We start from the raw sequence: 19,857 nt of genomic DNA, 5'->3' as shown, positions 1-19,857 counted from the left end.
TAATGAACAAAGCTTGTATGTATGAGCGCTTTAAAAAGTCTAGTTTCTTTCACAACTTTTCATAACTTCTCAATTTGAATCGCTAGTGTATTGTATTGTTTACCCATAGTCATGTTGTTAATGGCAACATGGTAGAAACTTCTAAAGCCGTATCCTTCAGATTATATGAGTTAGATAAATTATTAACTGATGATAGCAAATTTTGGCAATATTTTCAATACACTTATTGATTGTAAACGCTTCACAAAAGCTTTTACTTCTTTTTTATATTTTTTCAGAAAACGTTCACATATGCATGAAATGTCGTTTGTCAGTTGTGTAAGTTCATTATATAATGTAATTGTATTCGTTTTATATAATAACTTAAGGGTAAACACAAAATAATTCATATAATAATGAACGGAGGAACACTAAATGTCAGAATTCACTATTGTACAAAACAAAGATGATCTTATCGATGCAATAAAATCTAAACTATCAGAGGGTTATAAAGAATCAGAAATGACCGTAATTAGTAAAACAAAATTACACATTGATGCGTTACATGATTCTGAAGTCAATCTAACTGCTACAAGTGGTTCGTTCAGTGATAAAATGGCTAAAATTTTAACTGGCGAAGACGGTGAAGAAGCCGTATTGGCTCACTACAAGCTACCTGAAGAAGAATTAGAACGCTATAAGAAAGAAATATTAAACGATAATTATCTCGTTGTTGCAACAAAGGATACGACTTCACACCTAGAAGCCGACAAAGCCAACGTTGCTTTCGAAACGAACCAAACTAAAAGTAATAGCCATTACTCCGAAGAAACAAACGGACCAAAATCATAATCCAAACGTTATACGTAAATCAAAGATGGTACTGGAGGCGTTAGCTTAAACTCTCATTTCACCAAAACCATTTTGAGACGCATCTGTGACGTTAAATTAAGTACTGAGATACTGTTTGATTAGTACTACAACATTTGTATAAGTCGTACTAACGTAAACAAATAACGCCCTTATAATTTAGTCGGTCGAGACACACATATTGATGTCTCGACCCTTTTTATGTTTAACTGCAAATTAAATTAAATTGCAATTCGATTCATATTTTCTCTATTATGTTATAATGAACGCAATAATTTGGGGGTGTACCTATGGAGTTTAAGACAATAACATCAATCGATGATCCGTTATTTAAATCCGCATTGAAGTTATATGATGCTAAATTTGATATCGGTCTATCTGAAGACGAACAAATTTTTAAACAGTCCTTAAGAAACGAACGTACAAAAGATGATTATATCTTTTTAGTAGGCATTGAATCAGATGAAGTAGTGAGTTTAGCCACAGCGCATTATGAAGCTACGACAAATTCATCTTTTTTAATTTATTTAATTGCTAAAGATAAACCCGAGCATGATGAAATTATAACAAAAACGCTTGAACGTATTCAAAAAGAAATAAACACTCTGTCGAATCAACTGCATGCACATGATGTCAATTTCATTATGTTGGAAGTGCCTAAAGAACCCGAAGACATTTCTGAAGATGTAGTTCAAATCATGGATAACAGACGCCAATTTTTATATGAACATGGTTTTGAAAAACAATATGAAATTGATTATTTAGCCCCTAATATCCAAGATTATGCGAGCGGCGAAGCTATGGATTTATTTATAAAGTCAAATATTGAATTAACAAAAGATATCTATGGACCAAGCGTGAAATCAAATTATATTCTCAAGTATGTTTTTGCAAACAGAATTTCTCGAAGTGTTATTTATCCGCTACTTGAACAAATGGAATTACGCAAACGATAGTTATCACCACTTGAAATCACTGTTAAAACAGTTTAAACTAGCATAGAGGTAAGACTGACGTTTCACTGACCGAAGACAAACGTCGGTATACATAAATTAATTAATGAAAGGACTTATTTCTATGTTAACCAAAGAATTTGCACAACGCGTGGAGCTAAGTGAAAAACAAGTCCGTAAAATCGTTCAGCATTTAGAAGAACGCGGTTACCAACTTAGTAAAACAGAATACCGTGGCCGTGAAGCTACAGATTTCCAAGAAGAGGATATCGAACTATTCCAAGATATCGCCGATAAAGTTAAACAAACAAATAGTTATGATTTAGCTTTTGAAGAATTAGAAAAAGAAAAAGACTTCTTACAAGTATTAGTCAAAGATGACGGTAATCATTTACCTACAGATCAAAATGTTTCTAAACTTGTTGAAGATTTACGTTCGGAAATTCAAAAAATGCGTGATGAACGTCATATGCTTGGTCAAATGATTAACCAAGTACATCAACAACAACAGGAATTACACGAAATGCAGAACCAAATCACTACAAAATTAGACGCAAATACAGAATCTCTAAAAGCGATTCAAACGTCAACAGATGAAATCAAAACGACACAGAGCGTTATCCAAGATTCTCAAAAAGAACAATCTGAGTTAGCTAAATCAAATGTTGAAACTGAACATGTTAGCACTGCTAATACAACAACGAATAACAGCGACGCGCTAACAGAACATTCAACTGAGAGTGAGAGCAATGACGAAAAATCTGATGATAAAGTTACTTCTACAACTTCTGAAACTGTAGCTGATACAACTGATGCAACTGCTTCTAACCCAACTGATAAATCCTCTGCGCAAGTTGCGACTGAAGAATCTGAAATCACTCAAATCAGCGAACAACCAACTGAAACGACAACAGCTGATACAGATGCTTCAACATCAGCTACTGAAAAAGAAATGGCTTCTGCTGAACAAGTCAAAGCAGATGACAAAACAGATGAAACTTCTACATCATCTACTGATAATTCATCTATTAATGAAGAAATAACGAAACCGAACACACAAACGCAGCCAACTGAAGATACACATGCGCAGTCTTCATCAGTTGCAAATGACACACCAAAAGAAGAACGTAAAGGTTTCTTCGCACGCCTATTCAATCTATAAACTATTTTAATAAATGGTGCTAATTAACTATCAAACTAAACGAATTCTAGATCACAGAAATGTGATTTAGGATTCGTTTTTTTATTTCATTTTCTAAACGGTGAAATCATCGTTTTGCTACCTTTAAATTATCAGAAAATAAAGTCATTTAAAATTCATGAATTTCTTGAGTCATAGACTTGAATATTATTGAAATTGCTAATATCCTTAGTATACGTATCGGATTTCAAAAAATTATTATTAAGAAAGTGTAGGTCTTTTTTTATGTTATTAACTATTCTTAACATTATTATTTTTGTGGCCTTCCTCGTTGGATTATATGTAATGGCTAAAAGACATGTTTCATTTCCTAAACGTGTATTCTCTGCCTTAGGGTTAGGGATTGTTTTTGGTGTCGTTATTCATTTAATTTACGGCGTGGATTCACAAGTAACTAAACAGTCCATGGATTGGTTTAGCATCGTTGGTGATGGCTACATTGCATTATTACAAATGATTGTAATGCCACTTATTTTCATTTCAATCGTTTCAGCATTTACTAAAATTAAAATTGGGGACAAATTCGCTAAGATCGGAATTTATATTTTTATTTTCTTAATTGGTACCGTTGCTATTGCAGCAATCATTGGTATTATTTCAGCACTCGTATTCGGACTAGATGCTTCATCTATTGACTTAGGCAGTGCCGAAAGTTCAAGAGGTAGCGAAATCGCAAGCCAAGCTAAAGATATGGCTGCTAATACGTTACCACAACAAATCTTAGAATTATTACCAAGTAATCCATTCTTAGATTTCACCGGTCAACGTACAACGTCAACAATTGCGGTCGTTATTTTCGCAGCGTTTATCGGTTTTGCATTTTTACGTGTTATGCGTAAACAACCTGAAAGTGGACACTTACTTAAACGTGGTATCGATGCATTATATAATTTAGTAATGGCAATCGTGACATTTGTTTTACGTTTAACACCTTATGGTATTTTAGCAATTATGACATCTACCATTGCGACAAGTGATTTTGGTGCTATTTGGACATTAGGTAAGTTCGTGATTGCATCTTACGCAGCACTCATTGTTATGTATATCATTCACCTAATCATTGTTTCAGGTTTAGGTCTCAACCCTGTCACATTTGTTAAGAAAACTGGCGAAGTGCTGATGTTCGCCTTCACTTCTCGTTCAAGTGCAGGATCATTACCACTGAATGTGCAAACTCAGAAGAACCGTTTAGGTGTCCCTGATGGTATCGCTAACTTCTCTGCTTCATTCGGTTTATCAATCGGTCAAAATGGTTGTGCGGGTATTTACCCAGCAATGCTTGCTGTTATGGTAGCGCCAGCAGCTGGTGTAGAAGTTAACTTACAATTTATATTATCTGTCATCGGTGTCGTTATTATCAGTTCATTTGGTGTCGCTGGTGTAGGTGGCGGTGCAACATTTGCATCCATTATTGTATTATCTACATTAAACTTACCAGTCGCACTTGCAGGTGTCTTAATCTCTGTTGAACCATTAATTGATATGGGTCGTACAGCATTGAATGTTAATGACTCTATGCTTGCAGGTACAGGTACAGCAAAATTAACAAACAACCTAGACAAAGACACTTATAACGACAATGAATATGCCGAGATTACAAACTAATATATTTGAATTAATCACTAAATTCGAGTAGCAAGTTTAGTCATAATTCAAGTAAATGGAAAAAGGTTGGAACACATACTGCTCGTTTCACTGTCTCAAAAGAGAGAGTTGAACGTTGTGTTCCAACCTTTTTTATATTTTTATCAACCGCTTATTTAATATCACTAATTACATCTAATACTCTGGTTTAAAAGGTCCCCACGTGATTTTGTGTTTTCCATCGAGCGACAGTGTATCGATTGATTTTGACACATCATCAAACCACTTTAGAAATGCTGGTGCTTTCTCTAATTGTGCTTCTATACTGTCTTCGGTAATGTCGTGAAGATACCACGCTTTACTTTCAAATTCATATTGAACTTGAGAATACGCGAGTCTCGTCATATCCACACTATTATATATACAGTTTATTTGTTTAACCATATTAGGCGCCTGAGTAACGATACTATTTGAAATGACCTTTTTGTGCGCTTCATTATCTAAATCATTCCACATTCTTAACTGTCCATTCATTTGGAAGAATATATCAATCGTAGGGTCTTTTTCATCAAAGGAGATCAAGATGAAGATGCGTTCTGCCGTATAATCTACTGAATTAATAACACCGACAATTAATTTTTGAGCCATCTTTTCCCAATAGTGTTGGGCTTCATCGGGCGTGAGTTTACTATTTGATGAATAAATATAGTTTTCATTTTTATTCTGAGACTCCGAAGCATCTGGTTTTTTTCTAAAAATCTTATCAAACATATTCAACTTGATCCCCCCCTTTCGAGTTATCTCAGGATATTAAAAATATTGAAATTATTATAAGTAAATCTTAGTTTTTCAATGAATTATTTTTTAATAAATCCTGATTTATTCAGTTGTTCTAACATATCTAGTCGTTGCTTCGCGCTCATAAAGTTAGCAACTTGATTAGACCATGATTCAGTACGTTCGCCATTTGTACGTGAACTATAATAGTCACTCACTGTTTGATCATATGCTTTTAATGCTTCACGTTGGCTATCTTTATCACTATCATATTTATTAGCATGAAATACATGTTCAAATGGCAATCTTGGTTTAGGGCTACCATTTTCATCATCTTCTGGAATACCTAATGCCATACCAAAAAGTGGGAAAGTATGTTTAGGTAATTCTAAAATTTCTCTTACTCTTTCCACATCGTTTCTTAATGATCCTAAATACACCATGCCATAGCCCATATCTTCAGCTGTCGCTGCAATATTTTGAGCTACTAATGTCGCATCAATAGTGCCTACAAGTAATCCTTCAGCAGATTCAAATGATGTTTGCATATCATGTTTAGATTCCTCATTGATAATGGAATGTCTATAATAATCCATTACAAAAACAAATAAATAGCCATTTTCAACAACATAAGGTTGCCCAGATACTTCTTTCAATTCTTCCTTAATTTTTGGATCATTGATACCAATAATTGAATAGGCTTGTAAATAACTTGAAGTTGATGCACTTTGACCAGCTTCTACCAGTTGTTTTATATGCGCTTCTGATATTGGTTCCTTTTTAAATTTTCTAACCGAATGATGATTCTTCAATAAGTTGTATACATGCTCAGACAATGTTAACCGCTCCTCTTTACATAAAGTTACTCATAGCATAACAAAACAGCGACTGCTTTGTTTACATTATGTTTACCCGTTTTCATTACTATTAAAAGACTTAGAGGTAAATAACTTACTTATTGCAATACAGATTAATCGTATCATTAAAAAAAATCGCACCATGCATGGTTTATTAATAGTTAAATTATTTTATATCACGGTACAAATCCAATTAATGGGTTTAATATAATTAAAATCATTCAATCAATAATTGCGATATGTTATACATAATTTTTCTATATTTTTTTATGAAATACTTTCAAATCACAGATGCACCTTTAGGTTGCTTTAAAATATATGATTTAGTGCGTGACGCATTAAAGGCTCTATATTAAATTATTCGTAAAGGGAGTGATTATTATGGAAATCGGATCAAAAATAAAAGAAAAACGCGAACAAAAACACTGGTCTCAAGACGAACTTGCAGAGATATTGAATATTTCAAGGCAAAGTATTTCAAAATGGGAATTAAACAAAGTTTATCCAAGTATTGATATGCTCATTAAAATGAGTGATTTGTTTGATATCTCTTTAGACGAACTAATCAAAGGCGACAAACAGTTTAAAAAAACAATCATTGAAACATATCAAGATCCTGTATCGTATCATCATCAAAAAAGAGGCATGAATGGTTGGGAATTTTTAGCTGGACACTGGTGGCTATTCTTCCCGATCGCGGGCATGATTTAATGTTGCGTTCTTTTATTTAACAAATTGAATAACACCGCTCAGGACAGTCTGCTATCCGTCTAAACAATGAAATCATTGATTGTTATATAGCTTATAAAATATGAACAGACCATAAGCACGTAAATATTCATCTATATGAATTTAATCAGCACCCAACAATAATATACTTTTTTTAAATAGCCTTTCTTCTCATTTTCATGTTTTAGTTGAGAATTTAAAGGATATTTATTATTTATACAGCGTTATTTTATAAAGTATAACGCTCGATTTTAATGTAAAAATACATTTTTATTGTATACTAAAACACAGAGTCAAAGTGGTTTTTTTAAGCGTTTTCTCAAAATTCTTCTGTGTTGACGAATAATGAGGGAAATGCAATAATAGAATACGAAGATTAGAATTATTATAATTAAGAAACAGAAAAATCTACCCTTACTTAATTCTAATTGAAAATACATTATTAAATAGGAGGATATTTTTATGTCATTAATAAATAAAGAAATTTTACCATTTACAGCTAACGCATACGATCCACAAAAGGATGAATTCTTCGAAGTTTCAGATGAAAACTTAAAAGGTTCATGGAGTGTTGTTTGCTTCTACCCAGCAGACTTTTCATTCGTATGCCCTACTGAATTAGAAGACTTACAAGGTCAATATGATAAATTACAAGAATTAGGTGTCAACGTATATTCTGTATCAACAGATACACACTTCGTACACAAAGCTTGGCATGATCATTCAGATGCAATTAGTAAAATTCAATACACTATGATTGGTGACCCTTCTCAAACAATCACACGCAATTTTGATGTATTAGATGAAGAACTAGGACTTGCACAACGTGGTACGTTTATCGTAGATCCAGATGGCGTTGTACAAGCAGCAGAAGTTAACGCTGACGGTATCGGCCGTGATGCTAGCACATTAGTACACAAAATCAAAGCAGCGCAATATGTACGTCAACACCCAGGCGAAGTTTGCCCAGCAAAATGGGAAGAAGGTTCAGAAACATTACAACCTGGTCTTGACTTAGTAGGTAAAATCTAAGGAGGCATTGATTTAAATGCTAAATGATCAGCTTAAATCACAATTACAACAATTACTTCAATTGATGGAAGGCGACGTAGTTCTAAAAGCGAGCCTTGGTTCAGATGATAAATCTAAAGAACTGAAAGAACTTTTAGATGAAGTATCTGTCGCGTCCGATCACATTACTATAGAAGCATCTGACTTGAAACGTACACCAAGCTTTTCAGTAGATAAACCTAATGAAACATCAGGCATTACTTTTGCTGGTTTACCAATGGGTCATGAATTTAATTCTCTAGTTCTTGCTTTGTTACAAGTAAGTGGTCGTCCACCAAAAGAAGAACAAGCCATTATAGATCAAATTAAAGCAATCGATCGTCCACTACATTTTGAAACGTATATTAGCTTAACGTGTCAAAAATGTCCCGACGTAGTTCAAGCATTAAACTTGATGAGTTTATTAAATCCAAATATTTCTCATACAATGATAGATGGCTCTATTTTCAGAGAAGAATCTGAAAATATTATGGCAGTACCCGCTATTTTCTTAGATGGCGAAGAATTTGGTAATGGACGCATGACGATCCAAGATATTTTAGCAAATCTTGGTAGTCAAGCAGACCCAGCTGAATTTAACGATAAAGCACCATACGACGTATTAATTGTCGGTGGTGGTCCTGCAAGTGGTAGCGCTGCAGTCTACACTGCACGTAAAGGTTTACGTACTGGTATCGTCGCAGACCGTATCGGTGGTCAAGTTAACGATACAGCTACCATTGAGAACTTTGTCACTGTTAAAGAAACAGATGGGCCTAAATTCTCATCTGCATTAGAAGATCATATTAAACAATATGATGTCGATGTCATGACAGGTATTCGTGCCAGTGATATTGAAAAAACGGATGACGGTATTGTCGTAACATTAGATAATGGTGCTCAATTGACGAGTAAGACGGTTATTATTTCAACAGGTGCGCGTTGGCGTAAACTAGAAGTCCCAGGTGAAGAAGCATTAATCAATAAAGGTGTTGCATTCTGTCCACACTGTGACGGCCCGTTATTTGAAAATAAAAATGTCGCTGTTATAGGTGGCGGAAATTCAGGCGTCGAAGCTGCAATCGACTTAGCTGGCATCGTTGAACATGTTACATTACTTGAACGTAACGCAAACCTTAAAGCAGACAATATTTTACAGGAACGTTTAAACAGTCTACCTAATGTAACAGTTATTAAAAATGCTCAAACAACCGAAGTACTTGGAGACGATGCAGTGACTGGTATTAAATATCAGGATAAGGCACAAGGCGAGGAACATACGCTAGAATTAGAAGGTATCTTTGTACAAATTGGATTACTACCTAATACAGAGTGGTTAAACAATTATGTAGAACTAAATGATGCCAAAGAAATTAAAGTAGACCGCACGAATGCGACAAGTATCCCAGGTATATTTGCGGCAGGCGATGTCACTGATGATCGCAATAAACAAATTATTATTTCAATGGGCGCAGGTGCTAATGCAGCATTAAATGCTTTTGATTATATTATCAGACATTAGTAATACCCATTATCGTCACTGAAAATTAAAAATTTGAGATATAAATCCCCCCATTCTCAAAATAAGAGGAGTCTGAGACATAAATAGATGTTTCAGGCTCCTCTTTATATTTAAAATCTCACTATTTAGACCGTCCATATTTGCTTAAAATCTGGTTCAAATCTATAGTCTCTCACTCATACTATTTCCCCACGGCATCAGCAAATTACAAAATCACTACAATATATGAATACCCAAAAATTAAGACTCTTTCACATAAGGAAATAACTGTCATCTCATTGTAAAACGAATCACCGTGTCAACTAGAGGTATTCATCTCCCATATGCTTTTTCACATCATATAGCTTATTTGATTATTAATTGAAATACAGCACATATCTAAGTAACATTTTATTATGAAAATCTAATGAATATTTTTAAAATTACTAAGTTCATCTCTTTTCTTTTATATTTTGTTCAAAAGATTGTGCGTTTTATTATTTAATACATCATTCAAATAAATAGCACTACATGATACGCTTAAGTTATAATTTTTAAGAACGTGTTTATACATTCATTAGTTTGTTATATACGTATGATTATTTTTAAAGGAGCAGTTTTTATTTATGAAAAAAAGTATATTACTCTCATTGGTCTTAGTGCTAACTGTGATACTCGCAGCATGTTCAAATGATGAATCCGATGATGACAAAGGTTATAGTGGAAAAAACGCACCTAAAAATGTTAAAACAATTACTGAACAAGACATCTTTAATTCAGACAAAAGTGGCGAAACACTAAGCGAAGCAGAAGCTAATAAAGCAATTAAAAAATATCTAGATGTGAACTCAGATATTATAGACAATAAGTATCTAATCCAATACCAATTAGATAAGCAAACAGGTACAGATACAAAGATTACCGATAAACAAGCAAAACGTTTATCCGAACTATCACATAACTCAGTTAAAAATGATGTGCGTTTCAAAAAGTTCGTAAAAAACAACAAATTCCCAGATGGGTATGAAGAAAACCTCGATCGAATCGTTAATTACTTTACAGCCTTAAATAGCACAATCAAAAATGCTGACGAAGACATTGAGCAATTAGATTACCAGCCACAAAACAAACTTAATGTTGCAGATGTACCAACAAAATATGCTGGAGATGTTAACGGGAAACAACAAGATAAAATCAAAAAATTCTTAAAAGATAAAGGTATTAAATCTGACGCCGTCGACAAATAAGTGACAAACTTATAGTTTAGATATGTTTTCCAACTCTGTCGCTACTTATGTATTTACAAAATATTCGGTTAAGTTACAAAGAGATTACATGTCACCTTTTCATATTTATAAAGGGCTCAAGCCTATTTATATCCATATTAACCATAGTCTATGACTTATTTCTGTAAAAAACCTTACTTAATTGTAAGGTTTTTTAATATGATATCCCTTTTTTTCACAAAGTAACATTTGTTATGCTTATTTATAAGTTAAAGAACAAATGAATCGAAGCTCAGCCACTCAAGTAATAATTTTAAGGAGGAAGACCTTTATGATATTAACAATTTTAATAGGTGCCATGGCTGCTATCTTCATAGCTTTTAATCTCTTTGAGAAGAAAGAAAAATATGGCGTTGTTTCTTATAAAACAATCGCACTTAGTGTAACTTACGTCATACTTGCCGTAATTGTCGGAAGTTTTTTAGACAATTTCAACACGCTATTCCAAGGATTTCATGATAGCTTAACAGCGGCTAAAAGATATTAACCTGAACCGACGATGTCGTAGTTCAGGTTTTTTATGTTAATGGCTATTTTTCTAGTTCATAAGGTACACAGTTTTCAATTTTTCTATCAATCACTGTAGCTTCCAAATCATATCCTAAATATACGAAGCAACAACGTATAACAACTTGATGTGCTACGATAGCAATGGAATCGAGTGAATCATCAATTTCATTTTCAAAAAATTGTTTAACACGTTCCATAACATCCGCATAACTTTCTCCCTCTGGCGCCTTTTGCGTAAAACTGTGACGAAATTCAAGATAATTTTGATCTTCAAAATAGCGCGTATAAGATGGATTTTGTTCCACCGCTTCAACCATTTTACCTTCGAAAATACCAAGCGAACGTTCTCTTAACAAAGGGGTCACGCTTGCCGGAATCGATTTATCAAATATCGCATTATAAGTTTGACGTGTACGTAATAAATCCGAAATATAAATATGATCTATTGCTTTTTTGTCAAAATAGCTCTGTAATAATTGAGCTGACCATGTGCCTCTCTCAGTAAGTGGTACATCTAATTGTCCACAGAAATAATTTTTCCCTTGTTTCTTATCATAATTTGATTGTGACTCACCATGTCTTATCAAATATATTTTCATATTAACCATCCTCTCTTTTCGTATGCATATGCGCATGATTACCATAATCAATTGAATTAACTAACAATACTGTCATGTTAAGCTTTTACTCTATATTTTTTGAAACTACCTTGTTAGTATACTAAATGAGGTGATACAAATGAATGACAGAGTTATACAAAACAGTACACAAGGAGAACGCGTTCTCGCAGCACTGAGTTATTTTAGTATCTTTTTTGCACCAATCATATTACCTATTTTTATATGGATTTTTGCTGATAGACCTACTTCTAGCCACGCAGCTAAATCGTTAGCTTATCATATTATAACGTATATTGGACCGATACTTTTAATTCTCAGCATTGGATTTGGTGGCGTCTTAATCAATAATAGTTCTACCATTACCAGTGTGATAATGATTACAGTGGCAATTATTTTATTCGTCATAACCGTTTGGTATACGATCAAAAATATTTATCGTGGTGTCAGAGTATTGATCTCTGAACACGCTTATTTCCATCCCTAAACTGAATAGCAATTTATTTTTTGACAAAATTAGCAACATTTTAAAAGGTTATATACGAATTTACTTTAATCCTTTATGCTTAACATAAAAGGAGACAGAGTATATGAATAAAAAATTAACAATTTCTATCATTAGTATTTTAGTCATTATTGGTGTCGTCTTCACCATCTTTATGATTACATCGAGTCAAAAGAGCACATATTATGGCTATATGTCAGATAGTACAACTGCTGAAAAAGTAGTCAGTGAAAAAGATGGTCTCGTGACTAAAAACGTTAAAATAGACAATAAAAATGACGATTTCAAACCTAAAAAAGGTGACTTTGTTAAATTAGTTTCTAAAGATGACGGCAAAACATTCTATAAACAAGAAGTTGTAAAACACGACGATATTCCACATGGTTTAATGATGAAAATACATGAAATGGAAATGTAATCTATACATTTAATGTGATTACTACACAAAAAGCAGGGAGGCTCATTGAGACCTTCCTGCTTTTTGAATGTAGACAAATTCTGCGCAAGTATATGCGCGGAGTTTATCTATTTTAATTATTAGTCTTATTTTTAATACAGAATGAGAGTGGGGCAGAAATCAAATTTTCTAATAGAGTTCTCGTAGGCTCACCTATGCAATCAAGTCAATATTTTATTGACAGTGATTTATGTCGACTCCTGTGGGAATAGCACTAGCCAAAGACTACAGGCTAAGGCAGTGCCGCGGAAAGTGTGCATAAAAAAACTGCCAACAAAGTCGGAGACTTTGTCGACAGTCTGAAAGCAGTAAAATTCCGTTCGTACACTATTGATTCTTTTTATCCTTAAAATAAAGCAATAGCTCTATTAAGAAAACGATAATAAGAGAAAAACCAAATAATGGCATCAATATCCCTAATATAACCAGTATGATAACCAATGGAATAGACATTGGCTTTTTAACTCTTTTTGGTATTTTAATTTGCGTTGCTTTCATTTTCTTAATCCAAGACGTTAGACCCAGTCCTACCGCAGCAAGTAATGCGATACATACAAGCAAGTTAATCACTTTATTGGCAATACCGAACAAATGACCTTCATGCAGAGGAATACCCCATGTAAACCATTTACCAATTATGCCGTACTCTTGATATTTCACCTTACCTAAATCTTTACCATTATATTGATCTATATATAACGTCTGTTCATCGTAAGGTGACACGTCTAAGCCTGTCACACCTGTATTACTACCTTTCGAAACTGTAAATGCCGCTTCTTCACTCGTTGGATAAACAATTGAAAATGGCTTCGTAATGCCATCTTTTTGTGCTTCTGCAACAACTTTATCAATCGAAATTTGTTTTTTAATATCTGTTCTTGGCATTTCACCACTACCATGATGGGCAGATCCGCTCTCAGACTCTGGTTGCTTATTTTTACGTGTTGCCCAAGGTATTTCATTCACATCTGATTTAGGTGGATTAACTGCCAATTCTGACTGTCCCAACTCTCCAGAATTATCCATAACACTCGCAATTTTAGCCCCCATAAATCCAGACCATGGCAAGCCAGTCAATACAAGCACAAACACCGGTATGGCAATGATAATCCCAAGTGTAGCATGCCATTTTTGGAATCTTAATCGCTTACTTTTATTTGTAATTAATTTTTTCTTAATTAACATATACGTTCCAGACAATATCATGAAAATAGTCCAACACGCTGTCAGTTCTACCAAGTAATTAATAAAAGTATTTTCAGTAAATAATGAGCTATGTATATTTCGTACAACGTTCGCATACGTATGTTTTGCATTTTGATCAGCAACAATTTGATTATTTTGATCTAGAAAAACATAACGTTGGTTCCCTGCCATATCATCTAATGTAATTCTACTATTATAAGGCTCTTCTAAAATACTAACTTTACTTATGTAAAAACCATCAAATTTATCTTCTACTTGATCGACTGCCTGATTAAGTGATTGATGTTCTTTTACAGGACTATCACCGAAAAATTCTGTCTTATAAATATTATTTTCTACTTCTTGGAAAAACAGAAACCCAATGCCCGAAATTGTTAACGTAATCAGTAGCGGCGTAATAAATAACGCTGCATAGAAATGAAGCCTCTGTAATGGATTAAATATATTTTTCAAAAGTTTATTCCCCCTCTCTTTTTTAATATTATAAATAACTAACAAGATTATTATGGAGATAAATTGTGAATATTTCAAAAGAGTTTTACAAACAATTATCTACAATTTAAATTATTTTGTTTATTTATGACTATGGTAACTTGTAATTTAAAATGGGATAAAATAAAACGTCCAACACATCAAGTAATGTCTCAGCCGTTCATACATGCTATTTAACTACTTTTACTCAATAGCAGATTAAGTGATAAGCCAATCAATATTGCGCCAACCGTATAATCAAAAATTGCTTTTATTTTTCTATTCGTAAACAATAGCTTAATATATTGAAAAATATAAACACAGAAAATAAACCAGAGCAAAATAACTGTGGTCACAATTGCAGTTAATATAGCAATTTGAGATGTAACAGCTTCACCAGTACTTAAAAATTGCGGCAATATACTGATATAATAAAGTAATGCTTTGGGATTTAAAATCGTACTAAAAAAACCTTGTCTATATGAACTTAAATAAGTAATACGCTGTGCTTTCATCTGAGATGTTGAAAAGTTCATACTTTGTCTTGCACTGATGATACTTCTAATTCCTAGATATATAAGATATATAGCACCTAAAATCTTAATTGTCACAAAGACATAATACATATTAGCCAGTATAAAAATAATACCGAACACAGCTAACAATGAATAAACTACATGAGCTGACGTAATACCTAAGGCTGCCATAGCGCCATTACCTTTTCCTGAGGTAATCGAATTTTTCATTACGACAAAGAAATCCGGCCCCAGAACAATAATAATCATTAATGTTATGATAATAAATGCTGCCAAACCTTCCATAGACTACACCCCACCTTTGTACTTCATGGTATCAGTTACCAAATATCCCCGCAATATCGTAATTAACAGTTTTTTATTTTAACTCATATGATTTGAGGAAAAATGAATGCTTATGTGACAATATTACATTTTTATTGAAGCCTGATTACTAGATATGATATATTAAAGGTGTAGTTGGAAACCGACTACTAGTCTTTTATATTCATGAACATATTACTCTTAAGGCGACACGGATGTGTCGTCTTTTTTTTATATAAACGTACATTGTCTACACTGCAATACTGTGTTTCGATATTCATCACGTCCTATATAAACTTGAAAATTGAATAATCCCTCATCACATTTTTGACCGTATAATATTTACCAAATTGTCCTTCACTTTAACTCACTAATTTTAAACCAATCGTACTTCCCAATATCACTAAAATACATACTACTCTTTTAATATCCTTAGATTCATTATAAAAGATCATCCCAAGAATTGCGGCACCTACTGCACCAATACCTGTCCATATTGCGTACGCTGTGCTCATCGGAAGGTACATCATTGCGGTAGATAATGCCATGAAACTCACAGCAAAAAAGAAAATGAGTCCCATTGCATCTCGTTTTTGACGATGATGCACATATGCATTTAAAAAATTTATACCTAACATTTCAAAGACACCTGCAAAAACTAATAAGATCCATGCCATTATGCTTCTCCTCCTTTATTTGTAGTTACTAATTTCAGGCTAATGACACTTGCAAGTAAAATGACAATTAACATTATTTTCATAACATTAAACGGTTCGCCAAAAAACAAGAAATCAAACAACGTAACCCATGTTGTTCCGAGACCTACAAACACGGCATACGCTGTGCCTACAGGCAGAACCTTTGAAGCATCTACTAATAAATAAAAGCTTACAAATATAGCAATCATCGTAAACAGCCATTCCCACCAAGATGACGCATGGGTTAAACCAATCACCCATCCTACTTCAAAAAATGTTGCGATAATAATTTTGATCCAATTCATTCCTATGTCCTCCTTTAAAATAAAAAAAGCCCGGGAGATAGTGTTAATTACTATCTCCCAGGCTTTTATCCTTCCGTGTCACATAAAAATATGTGGCTTTCTCTCGGACCAGACCAAAGTAATCACCTTGCGGAACCCTAGAAAGCTTTATTCGATTAATTATATCGTAGCAAATTACACTAACGATTACAAGCATGCTCATTCATTTCATCCAGTTTAAATTATTTATTATTAAGAAAAGGCTTAAGCATGCGTTTACATGTGAAATTTTACAAATTTCCAAGATTTTTTAAGTCAAAACCCTCTACATTTTATAAATTTTAATGTATAATCAGTTATAGATTGTAATTATTATAATCTAGATAAAGATGAGTTGAAATTTATTCTCATTTACATCAATCAATACTTCATATGTATTGAAATATAATATAAGCGAGGGATAACGATGCAGTTACTAAATTATAAAATGCACAATGATGAACTAATCGCTACTGTACTTTCCGACAAAAAGCAATTATTTAAATATACGTTTGATATTACGACGCCAGAATATGAAATATTAGATGTCCTTGAAGAAATAAATCACTATGTAGACAATGGACAACACCCACTTGGTTGTTCTTTACTTAAAAATTATGCCTACGAGGACGTGAGTCACAATCTTTTATAATCTTCTTTACACAACAAAAAGATGAGTATATCTGTTATGAATTAAACAGTATACTCATCTTTTAATTTTTCATTATTATAAATAGCCATTCCAGTTTTTAATTTTCGAAATCCAAGCGCTTCGTAAAATGATTCATTCCCAGTAGTTGCGATAAGATGAATACAAGAAAGTTCCCCTAAATAATTAACCATTTCTTGAACAATTTTATTGCCAACGCCTTTAGATTGATAAGTGGTATCTACTACAACATCATAAATCGCGGCATTAAACACACCATCTGACATCGCTCTAGCGAAACCAATCACTTGTCCCTCTCTTTTTGCAATCACGACATGTGTCGCAGTATTAAATAGTGTAATCACTTCTTCTTGATTATGGCCATTCCAATGGTTCCCATGATAAATGCGCACTATTTCATCTATATCATTCATATCAAATTGATACTCATATTTTATATCCATTTAGCACACCTTCCAAAATAATTTTCAATATTTATAAACCACATCGTTCTTTATATATGAATTATTAAATAATATATATTTTAACATGAATCTTTAAAAATTAATGGATGTCATAGCAATCTATTGATTTTAATACATAATAACTAATTTCATTATTACGTATAACGCTGATCATGATGTCTAAATAGAAATATACATTGTACACGTTAATTATTAGCTACTGACGGGTAAATATATATTAAACGGGGCGATAACATAGTCACGCAACGCAATCAATACTGAATATTTATTAGGAGGCGACTTATCATGTGGATTGGTTCAATCATACTCATCATTGTCGGTATTGTGTTACTCATCATAAATCAGCAGACTTCTAAAAAGGAAGGCGTAAGCAAAAAACAAAGTTATATTAGTATCGGCATTGTTTGTATCATTATTGGTGCTTTTTACCTTATCGGACAGATTATTAAAGCCTTGGTTAGTTAAAGTCATATAAAAAAGCTCGGGGCTATGATGAGACCCGAGCTTTTTAACTTCCTATATTGAACGTTGAGTGTAAATTTATTTACATATTAAATAAATCGTTAAATGACTCTACCATCGTTGGGTGTGTATAAATGTTTGTGTTCAATACTTTATATGATAATTTTTGATCAATGGCTAATTTTATTAAATTAATAATTTCTTCAGATTCTTTACCATATAGCGTCACGCCTAAGATGGTTTCGCTATCTTTATCAACCACTGCTTTAAATAAACCTCTTGGATCATTGTTTACTTTGTGTCTAGGGATTGTATTAACTGGAACCGTATTTTCCATAATATGATAACCTTGTGCTTTGGCTTCTTTACCAGTTAAACCAACACGTGCTAATGGCGGATCAATAAATACCGTATATGGCACAGCGCCACGATTTTCAGTAGAACGTTCACCATTACCAAACAATTGATCTTTCACGATTCTAAAGTCATCTAATGAAATATATGTGAACTGCATACCACCTTTAACGTCGCCTAATGCATAAACGTTTGCTGCAGTTGTTTGGAGGTGTTCATTTACTTTAATTTCACCATGTTCACCCAATTCAATATCTGTATTTTCAAGATTTAAATCTGTATTGGGTTTGCGACCAGTAGCTAATAGTACAGCATCCGCTTCGTATGTGCCATCTGTCGTATGAACAAGTGTACCTGCTTCAACATCTTCAAATCTTTCTGTATTCGCGTTTAATACGATATCGACTTGTTTATCTGCTAAGTCTTTTTTAACTTCTTTAACGATATCTTCGTCTTCTCTCGGCATGATATCATCGCCACGTTCTAGGACAGTGACTTGTGTACCAAAATTGGCAAACATAGATGCAAATTCTAATGCAATATAGCCACCACCAACAATAACTAATTTTTTAGGTTGGAAATCTAGATTCATAATACCTGTAGAATCATATAAATGTTTTGAACTTTCTACACCATTAATCGGTGGAATAACTGATTTTGCACCTGTATTAATGACTACATGCTCTGCAGATAATGTTTCTACCACATCACCTTGATCATTTAATAAATTGACTTCGCGATTCGATTTAAATTTAGCTGTGTAATCTAATACATCAATATTGTCTTCATCTGCTAAATTATGATAGTTCTTGCTATTTAATGCATTAACAACATCTGTTTTTCTTGAAAATGCTCGGTCAAACGAACCATGGTCTAAGCCTTCATGTACAAGTGTTTTAGAAGGAATACAACCGATATTAATACAAGTACCACCATACATCTCTTGAGATTTTTCAACGACAGCTACTTTTTTACCTTGTGCTGAAGCAAATTTCGCTAGTGTTTTACCACCTTTACCAAATCCTATAATCACTAAATCATACTGTTTCATGAGAATCCTCCTTTAATACTTCGTTTAATACGTCTTGGATAGTTACACTTTTATAATAATCAATTAGTAAGGCTTGCTCTCTTTTATGAAACTTAGACATTGTATGACCTATTTCCCTGGAAATTTCACAGTCACTACCTTCATCACCTGTAAACAATCGTCCATCCGATCTTTCTTCACTAAATGCAACAAATAATTCAGCGAGATTCACTTTCTTTGTTTGATCATTCGCTTGATACCCCCCGTATTTACCACGGCTTGCGTCCAAGTACTGTTGATTATTCAATTTTCTCGTGACTCTTCTTAACTGTACAGGATTAACACAAATGCGTTCTGCTAATTCACTACTACTATACCGTTCATCCGGATGTTTCACTAAAAACGTCAGAAGATGCACAGCAATATTAAACTCTAAATTCATGAACATCACCTTTTTAATTGTA

The 19,857-nt window shown here is 33.3% G+C and carries 23 protein-coding genes and 2 riboswitches; of the genes, 13 read left to right on the top strand and 10 right to left on the bottom strand.

Annotated elements, in window-relative coordinates:
- Positions 1-86: 86 nt before the first annotated feature.
- A riboswitch (purine riboswitch) is annotated at positions 87-189 on the bottom strand.
- 225 nt (positions 190-414) lie between these two features.
- The 4 genes from ACP7BT_RS12225 to ACP7BT_RS12210 all read left to right on the top strand — a co-directional run bounded on the left by ACP7BT_RS12225 (position 415) and on the right by ACP7BT_RS12210 (position 4,608).
- Positions 415-831, top strand: coding sequence for a general stress protein (locus ACP7BT_RS12225; protein ID WP_041079847.1), 417 nt, complete (start codon positions 415-417; stop codon positions 829-831).
- A 308-nt stretch (positions 832-1,139) separates the two neighbouring features.
- A complete protein-coding gene (locus ACP7BT_RS12220) occupies positions 1,140-1,805 on the top strand; it encodes a hypothetical protein (protein WP_002484268.1) in 666 nt (221 codons plus the stop codon).
- A 121-nt stretch (positions 1,806-1,926) separates the two neighbouring features.
- A complete protein-coding gene (locus ACP7BT_RS12215; protein ID WP_041079846.1) occupies positions 1,927-2,964 on the top strand; it encodes a hypothetical protein in 1,038 nt (345 codons plus the stop codon).
- A gap of 264 nt (positions 2,965-3,228) precedes the next feature.
- Positions 3,229-4,608 carry an L-cystine transporter gene (locus tag ACP7BT_RS12210; RefSeq protein WP_037539132.1) on the top strand — a complete coding sequence of 460 codons (1,380 nt, stop codon included), beginning with the start codon at positions 3,229-3,231 and terminating at the stop codon, positions 4,606-4,608.
- A gap of 174 nt (positions 4,609-4,782) precedes the next feature.
- On the opposite strand, the gene ACP7BT_RS12205 is transcribed toward ACP7BT_RS12210, so the two are convergent.
- Positions 4,783-5,358 carry a hypothetical protein gene (locus tag ACP7BT_RS12205; protein WP_002484271.1) on the bottom strand — a complete coding sequence of 192 codons (576 nt, stop codon included), beginning with the start codon at positions 5,356-5,358 and terminating at the stop codon, positions 4,783-4,785.
- Between the two features lie 86 nt (positions 5,359-5,444).
- Complete coding sequence (gene nfsA / locus ACP7BT_RS12200; RefSeq protein ID WP_037539133.1) at positions 5,445-6,200, bottom strand: oxygen-insensitive NADPH nitroreductase; 756 nt, start codon at positions 6,198-6,200, stop codon at positions 5,445-5,447.
- Between the two features lie 402 nt (positions 6,201-6,602).
- On the opposite strand from nfsA, the gene ACP7BT_RS12195 reads away from it, so the two are divergent.
- The 5 genes from ACP7BT_RS12195 (at position 6,603) to ACP7BT_RS12175 (ending at position 11,274) form a co-directional block, all read left to right on the top strand.
- The gene (locus ACP7BT_RS12195) at positions 6,603-6,932 is read left to right on the top strand and encodes a helix-turn-helix domain-containing protein (RefSeq protein WP_002484273.1); all 330 of its coding nucleotides are present in this window, start codon (positions 6,603-6,605) and stop codon (positions 6,930-6,932) included.
- 480 nt (positions 6,933-7,412) lie between these two features.
- Complete coding sequence (gene ahpC / locus ACP7BT_RS12190) at positions 7,413-7,982, top strand: alkyl hydroperoxide reductase subunit C (RefSeq protein ID WP_002484274.1); 570 nt, start codon at positions 7,413-7,415, stop codon at positions 7,980-7,982.
- Between the two features lie 16 nt (positions 7,983-7,998).
- Positions 7,999-9,522, top strand: coding sequence for an alkyl hydroperoxide reductase subunit F (gene ahpF / locus ACP7BT_RS12185; RefSeq protein ID WP_002484275.1), 1,524 nt, complete (start codon positions 7,999-8,001; stop codon positions 9,520-9,522).
- Positions 9,523-10,127: 605 nt separating this feature from the next.
- On the top strand, positions 10,128-10,748 hold the full coding sequence (locus ACP7BT_RS12180; RefSeq protein WP_041079844.1) for an NDxxF motif lipoprotein: 621 nt from the start codon (positions 10,128-10,130) through the stop codon (positions 10,746-10,748).
- Positions 10,749-11,058: 310 nt separating this feature from the next.
- Positions 11,059-11,274, top strand: a complete 216-nt coding sequence (locus tag ACP7BT_RS12175) for a hypothetical protein (RefSeq protein WP_011303933.1) — start codon at positions 11,059-11,061, stop codon at positions 11,272-11,274.
- Between the two features lie 43 nt (positions 11,275-11,317).
- On the opposite strand, the gene ACP7BT_RS12170 is transcribed toward ACP7BT_RS12175, so the two are convergent.
- Entirely contained in the window at positions 11,318-11,896 is a 579-nt protein-coding gene (locus tag ACP7BT_RS12170; protein ID WP_041079843.1) for a histidine phosphatase family protein, read from the bottom strand.
- 139 nt (positions 11,897-12,035) lie between these two features.
- Between ACP7BT_RS12170 and ACP7BT_RS12165 the strand changes: the two genes are divergently transcribed.
- Both ACP7BT_RS12165 and ACP7BT_RS12160 read left to right on the top strand, forming a co-directional pair.
- A complete protein-coding gene (locus tag ACP7BT_RS12165) occupies positions 12,036-12,401 on the top strand; it encodes a DUF4870 domain-containing protein (RefSeq protein WP_041079842.1) in 366 nt (121 codons plus the stop codon).
- Between the two features lie 103 nt (positions 12,402-12,504).
- The gene (locus ACP7BT_RS12160; protein WP_041079841.1) at positions 12,505-12,837 is read left to right on the top strand and encodes a DUF4889 domain-containing protein; all 333 of its coding nucleotides are present in this window, start codon (positions 12,505-12,507) and stop codon (positions 12,835-12,837) included.
- 366 nt (positions 12,838-13,203) lie between these two features.
- Here ACP7BT_RS12160 and ACP7BT_RS12155 read toward each other — a convergent pair whose 3' ends face one another.
- The 4 genes from ACP7BT_RS12155 to ACP7BT_RS12140 all read right to left on the bottom strand — a co-directional run bounded on the left by ACP7BT_RS12155 (position 13,204) and on the right by ACP7BT_RS12140 (position 16,395).
- Entirely contained in the window at positions 13,204-14,535 is a 1,332-nt protein-coding gene (locus ACP7BT_RS12155) for a PepSY-associated TM helix domain-containing protein (RefSeq protein ID WP_041079840.1), read from the bottom strand.
- Between the two features lie 212 nt (positions 14,536-14,747).
- Positions 14,748-15,374, bottom strand: a complete 627-nt coding sequence (locus ACP7BT_RS12150; protein WP_002484280.1) for a LysE family translocator — start codon at positions 15,372-15,374, stop codon at positions 14,748-14,750.
- Positions 15,375-15,754: 380 nt separating this feature from the next.
- On the bottom strand, positions 15,755-16,069 hold the full coding sequence (locus ACP7BT_RS12145) for a DMT family transporter (RefSeq protein ID WP_002484281.1): 315 nt from the start codon (positions 16,067-16,069) through the stop codon (positions 15,755-15,757).
- The gene (locus ACP7BT_RS12140; RefSeq protein WP_041079839.1) at positions 16,069-16,395 is read right to left on the bottom strand and encodes a DMT family transporter; all 327 of its coding nucleotides are present in this window, start codon (positions 16,393-16,395) and stop codon (positions 16,069-16,071) included. The genes ACP7BT_RS12145 and ACP7BT_RS12140 overlap by 1 nt, the downstream gene beginning before the upstream one ends.
- 52 nt (positions 16,396-16,447) lie before the next feature.
- Positions 16,448-16,547: riboswitch (guanidine-I (ykkC/yxkD leader) on the bottom strand.
- A 293-nt stretch (positions 16,548-16,840) separates the two neighbouring features.
- On the opposite strand from ACP7BT_RS12140, the gene ACP7BT_RS12135 reads away from it, so the two are divergent.
- A complete protein-coding gene (locus ACP7BT_RS12135) occupies positions 16,841-17,065 on the top strand; it encodes a hypothetical protein (protein ID WP_037539142.1) in 225 nt (74 codons plus the stop codon).
- Positions 17,066-17,106: 41 nt separating this feature from the next.
- Here ACP7BT_RS12135 and ACP7BT_RS12130 read toward each other — a convergent pair whose 3' ends face one another.
- Positions 17,107-17,526: a GNAT family N-acetyltransferase gene (locus ACP7BT_RS12130; protein ID WP_041079838.1), complete on the bottom strand. Its 420-nt coding sequence runs from the start codon at positions 17,524-17,526 to the stop codon at positions 17,107-17,109.
- Positions 17,527-17,832: 306 nt separating this feature from the next.
- Here ACP7BT_RS12130 and ACP7BT_RS12125 point away from each other — a divergent pair, with 306 nt between their 5' ends.
- A complete protein-coding gene (locus ACP7BT_RS12125) occupies positions 17,833-18,012 on the top strand; it encodes a hypothetical protein (RefSeq protein WP_002484285.1) in 180 nt (59 codons plus the stop codon).
- 79 nt (positions 18,013-18,091) lie between these two features.
- Here the strand turns inward: ACP7BT_RS12125 and merA are convergent, their stop codons facing one another.
- Positions 18,092-19,414, bottom strand: coding sequence for a hypothiocyanous acid reductase MerA (gene merA, locus ACP7BT_RS12120; protein WP_037539143.1), 1,323 nt, complete (start codon positions 19,412-19,414; stop codon positions 18,092-18,094).
- Positions 19,401-19,835: a redox-sensitive transcriptional regulator HypR gene (gene hypR / locus ACP7BT_RS12115; RefSeq protein WP_037539144.1), complete on the bottom strand. Its 435-nt coding sequence runs from the start codon at positions 19,833-19,835 to the stop codon at positions 19,401-19,403. The genes merA and hypR overlap by 14 nt, the downstream gene beginning before the upstream one ends.
- Positions 19,836-19,857 lie beyond the last annotated feature (22 nt).

Origin of the sequence: Staphylococcus sp. Y174-1 (genome assembly GCF_049897865.1) — a bacterium.
Taxonomy (GTDB): Bacteria; Bacillota; Bacilli; order Staphylococcales; family Staphylococcaceae; genus Staphylococcus; species Staphylococcus saprophyticus.
Note: the sequence above shows the minus strand (reverse complement) of the source record. Positions and strands in the feature narration are given on the sequence as shown.

Bases quoted from the DNA above. Each gene is read 5' to 3' on its own strand.
- ACP7BT_RS12225 (WP_041079847.1), top strand. From the start codon at position 415: ATGTCAGAATTCACTATTGTACAAAACAAAGATGATCTTATCGATGCA.
- ACP7BT_RS12220 (WP_002484268.1), top strand. From the start codon at position 1,140: ATGGAGTTTAAGACAATAACATCAATCGATGATCCGTTATTTAAATCC.
- ACP7BT_RS12215 (WP_041079846.1), top strand. From the start codon at position 1,927: ATGTTAACCAAAGAATTTGCACAACGCGTGGAGCTAAGTGAAAAACAA.
- ACP7BT_RS12210 (WP_037539132.1), top strand. From the start codon at position 3,229: ATGTTATTAACTATTCTTAACATTATTATTTTTGTGGCCTTCCTCGTT.
- ACP7BT_RS12205 (WP_002484271.1), bottom strand. From the start codon at position 5,358: ATGTTTGATAAGATTTTTAGAAAAAAACCAGATGCTTCGGAGTCTCAG.
- ACP7BT_RS12195 (WP_002484273.1), top strand. From the start codon at position 6,603: ATGGAAATCGGATCAAAAATAAAAGAAAAACGCGAACAAAAACACTGG.
- ahpC (WP_002484274.1), top strand. From the start codon at position 7,413: ATGTCATTAATAAATAAAGAAATTTTACCATTTACAGCTAACGCATAC.
- ahpF (WP_002484275.1), top strand. From the start codon at position 7,999: ATGCTAAATGATCAGCTTAAATCACAATTACAACAATTACTTCAATTG.
- ACP7BT_RS12180 (WP_041079844.1), top strand. From the start codon at position 10,128: ATGAAAAAAAGTATATTACTCTCATTGGTCTTAGTGCTAACTGTGATA.
- ACP7BT_RS12175 (WP_011303933.1), top strand. From the start codon at position 11,059: ATGATATTAACAATTTTAATAGGTGCCATGGCTGCTATCTTCATAGCT.
- ACP7BT_RS12170 (WP_041079843.1), bottom strand. From the start codon at position 11,896: ATGAAAATATATTTGATAAGACATGGTGAGTCACAATCAAATTATGAT.
- ACP7BT_RS12165 (WP_041079842.1), top strand. From the start codon at position 12,036: ATGAATGACAGAGTTATACAAAACAGTACACAAGGAGAACGCGTTCTC.
- ACP7BT_RS12160 (WP_041079841.1), top strand. From the start codon at position 12,505: ATGAATAAAAAATTAACAATTTCTATCATTAGTATTTTAGTCATTATT.
- ACP7BT_RS12150 (WP_002484280.1), bottom strand. From the start codon at position 15,374: ATGGAAGGTTTGGCAGCATTTATTATCATAACATTAATGATTATTATT.
- ACP7BT_RS12145 (WP_002484281.1), bottom strand. From the start codon at position 16,069: ATGGCATGGATCTTATTAGTTTTTGCAGGTGTCTTTGAAATGTTAGGT.
- ACP7BT_RS12140 (WP_041079839.1), bottom strand. From the start codon at position 16,395: ATGAATTGGATCAAAATTATTATCGCAACATTTTTTGAAGTAGGATGG.
- ACP7BT_RS12135 (WP_037539142.1), top strand. From the start codon at position 16,841: ATGCAGTTACTAAATTATAAAATGCACAATGATGAACTAATCGCTACT.
- ACP7BT_RS12130 (WP_041079838.1), bottom strand. From the start codon at position 17,526: ATGGATATAAAATATGAGTATCAATTTGATATGAATGATATAGATGAA.
- ACP7BT_RS12125 (WP_002484285.1), top strand. From the start codon at position 17,833: ATGTGGATTGGTTCAATCATACTCATCATTGTCGGTATTGTGTTACTC.
- merA (WP_037539143.1), bottom strand. From the start codon at position 19,414: ATGAAACAGTATGATTTAGTGATTATAGGATTTGGTAAAGGTGGTAAA.
- hypR (WP_037539144.1), bottom strand. From the start codon at position 19,835: ATGAATTTAGAGTTTAATATTGCTGTGCATCTTCTGACGTTTTTAGTG.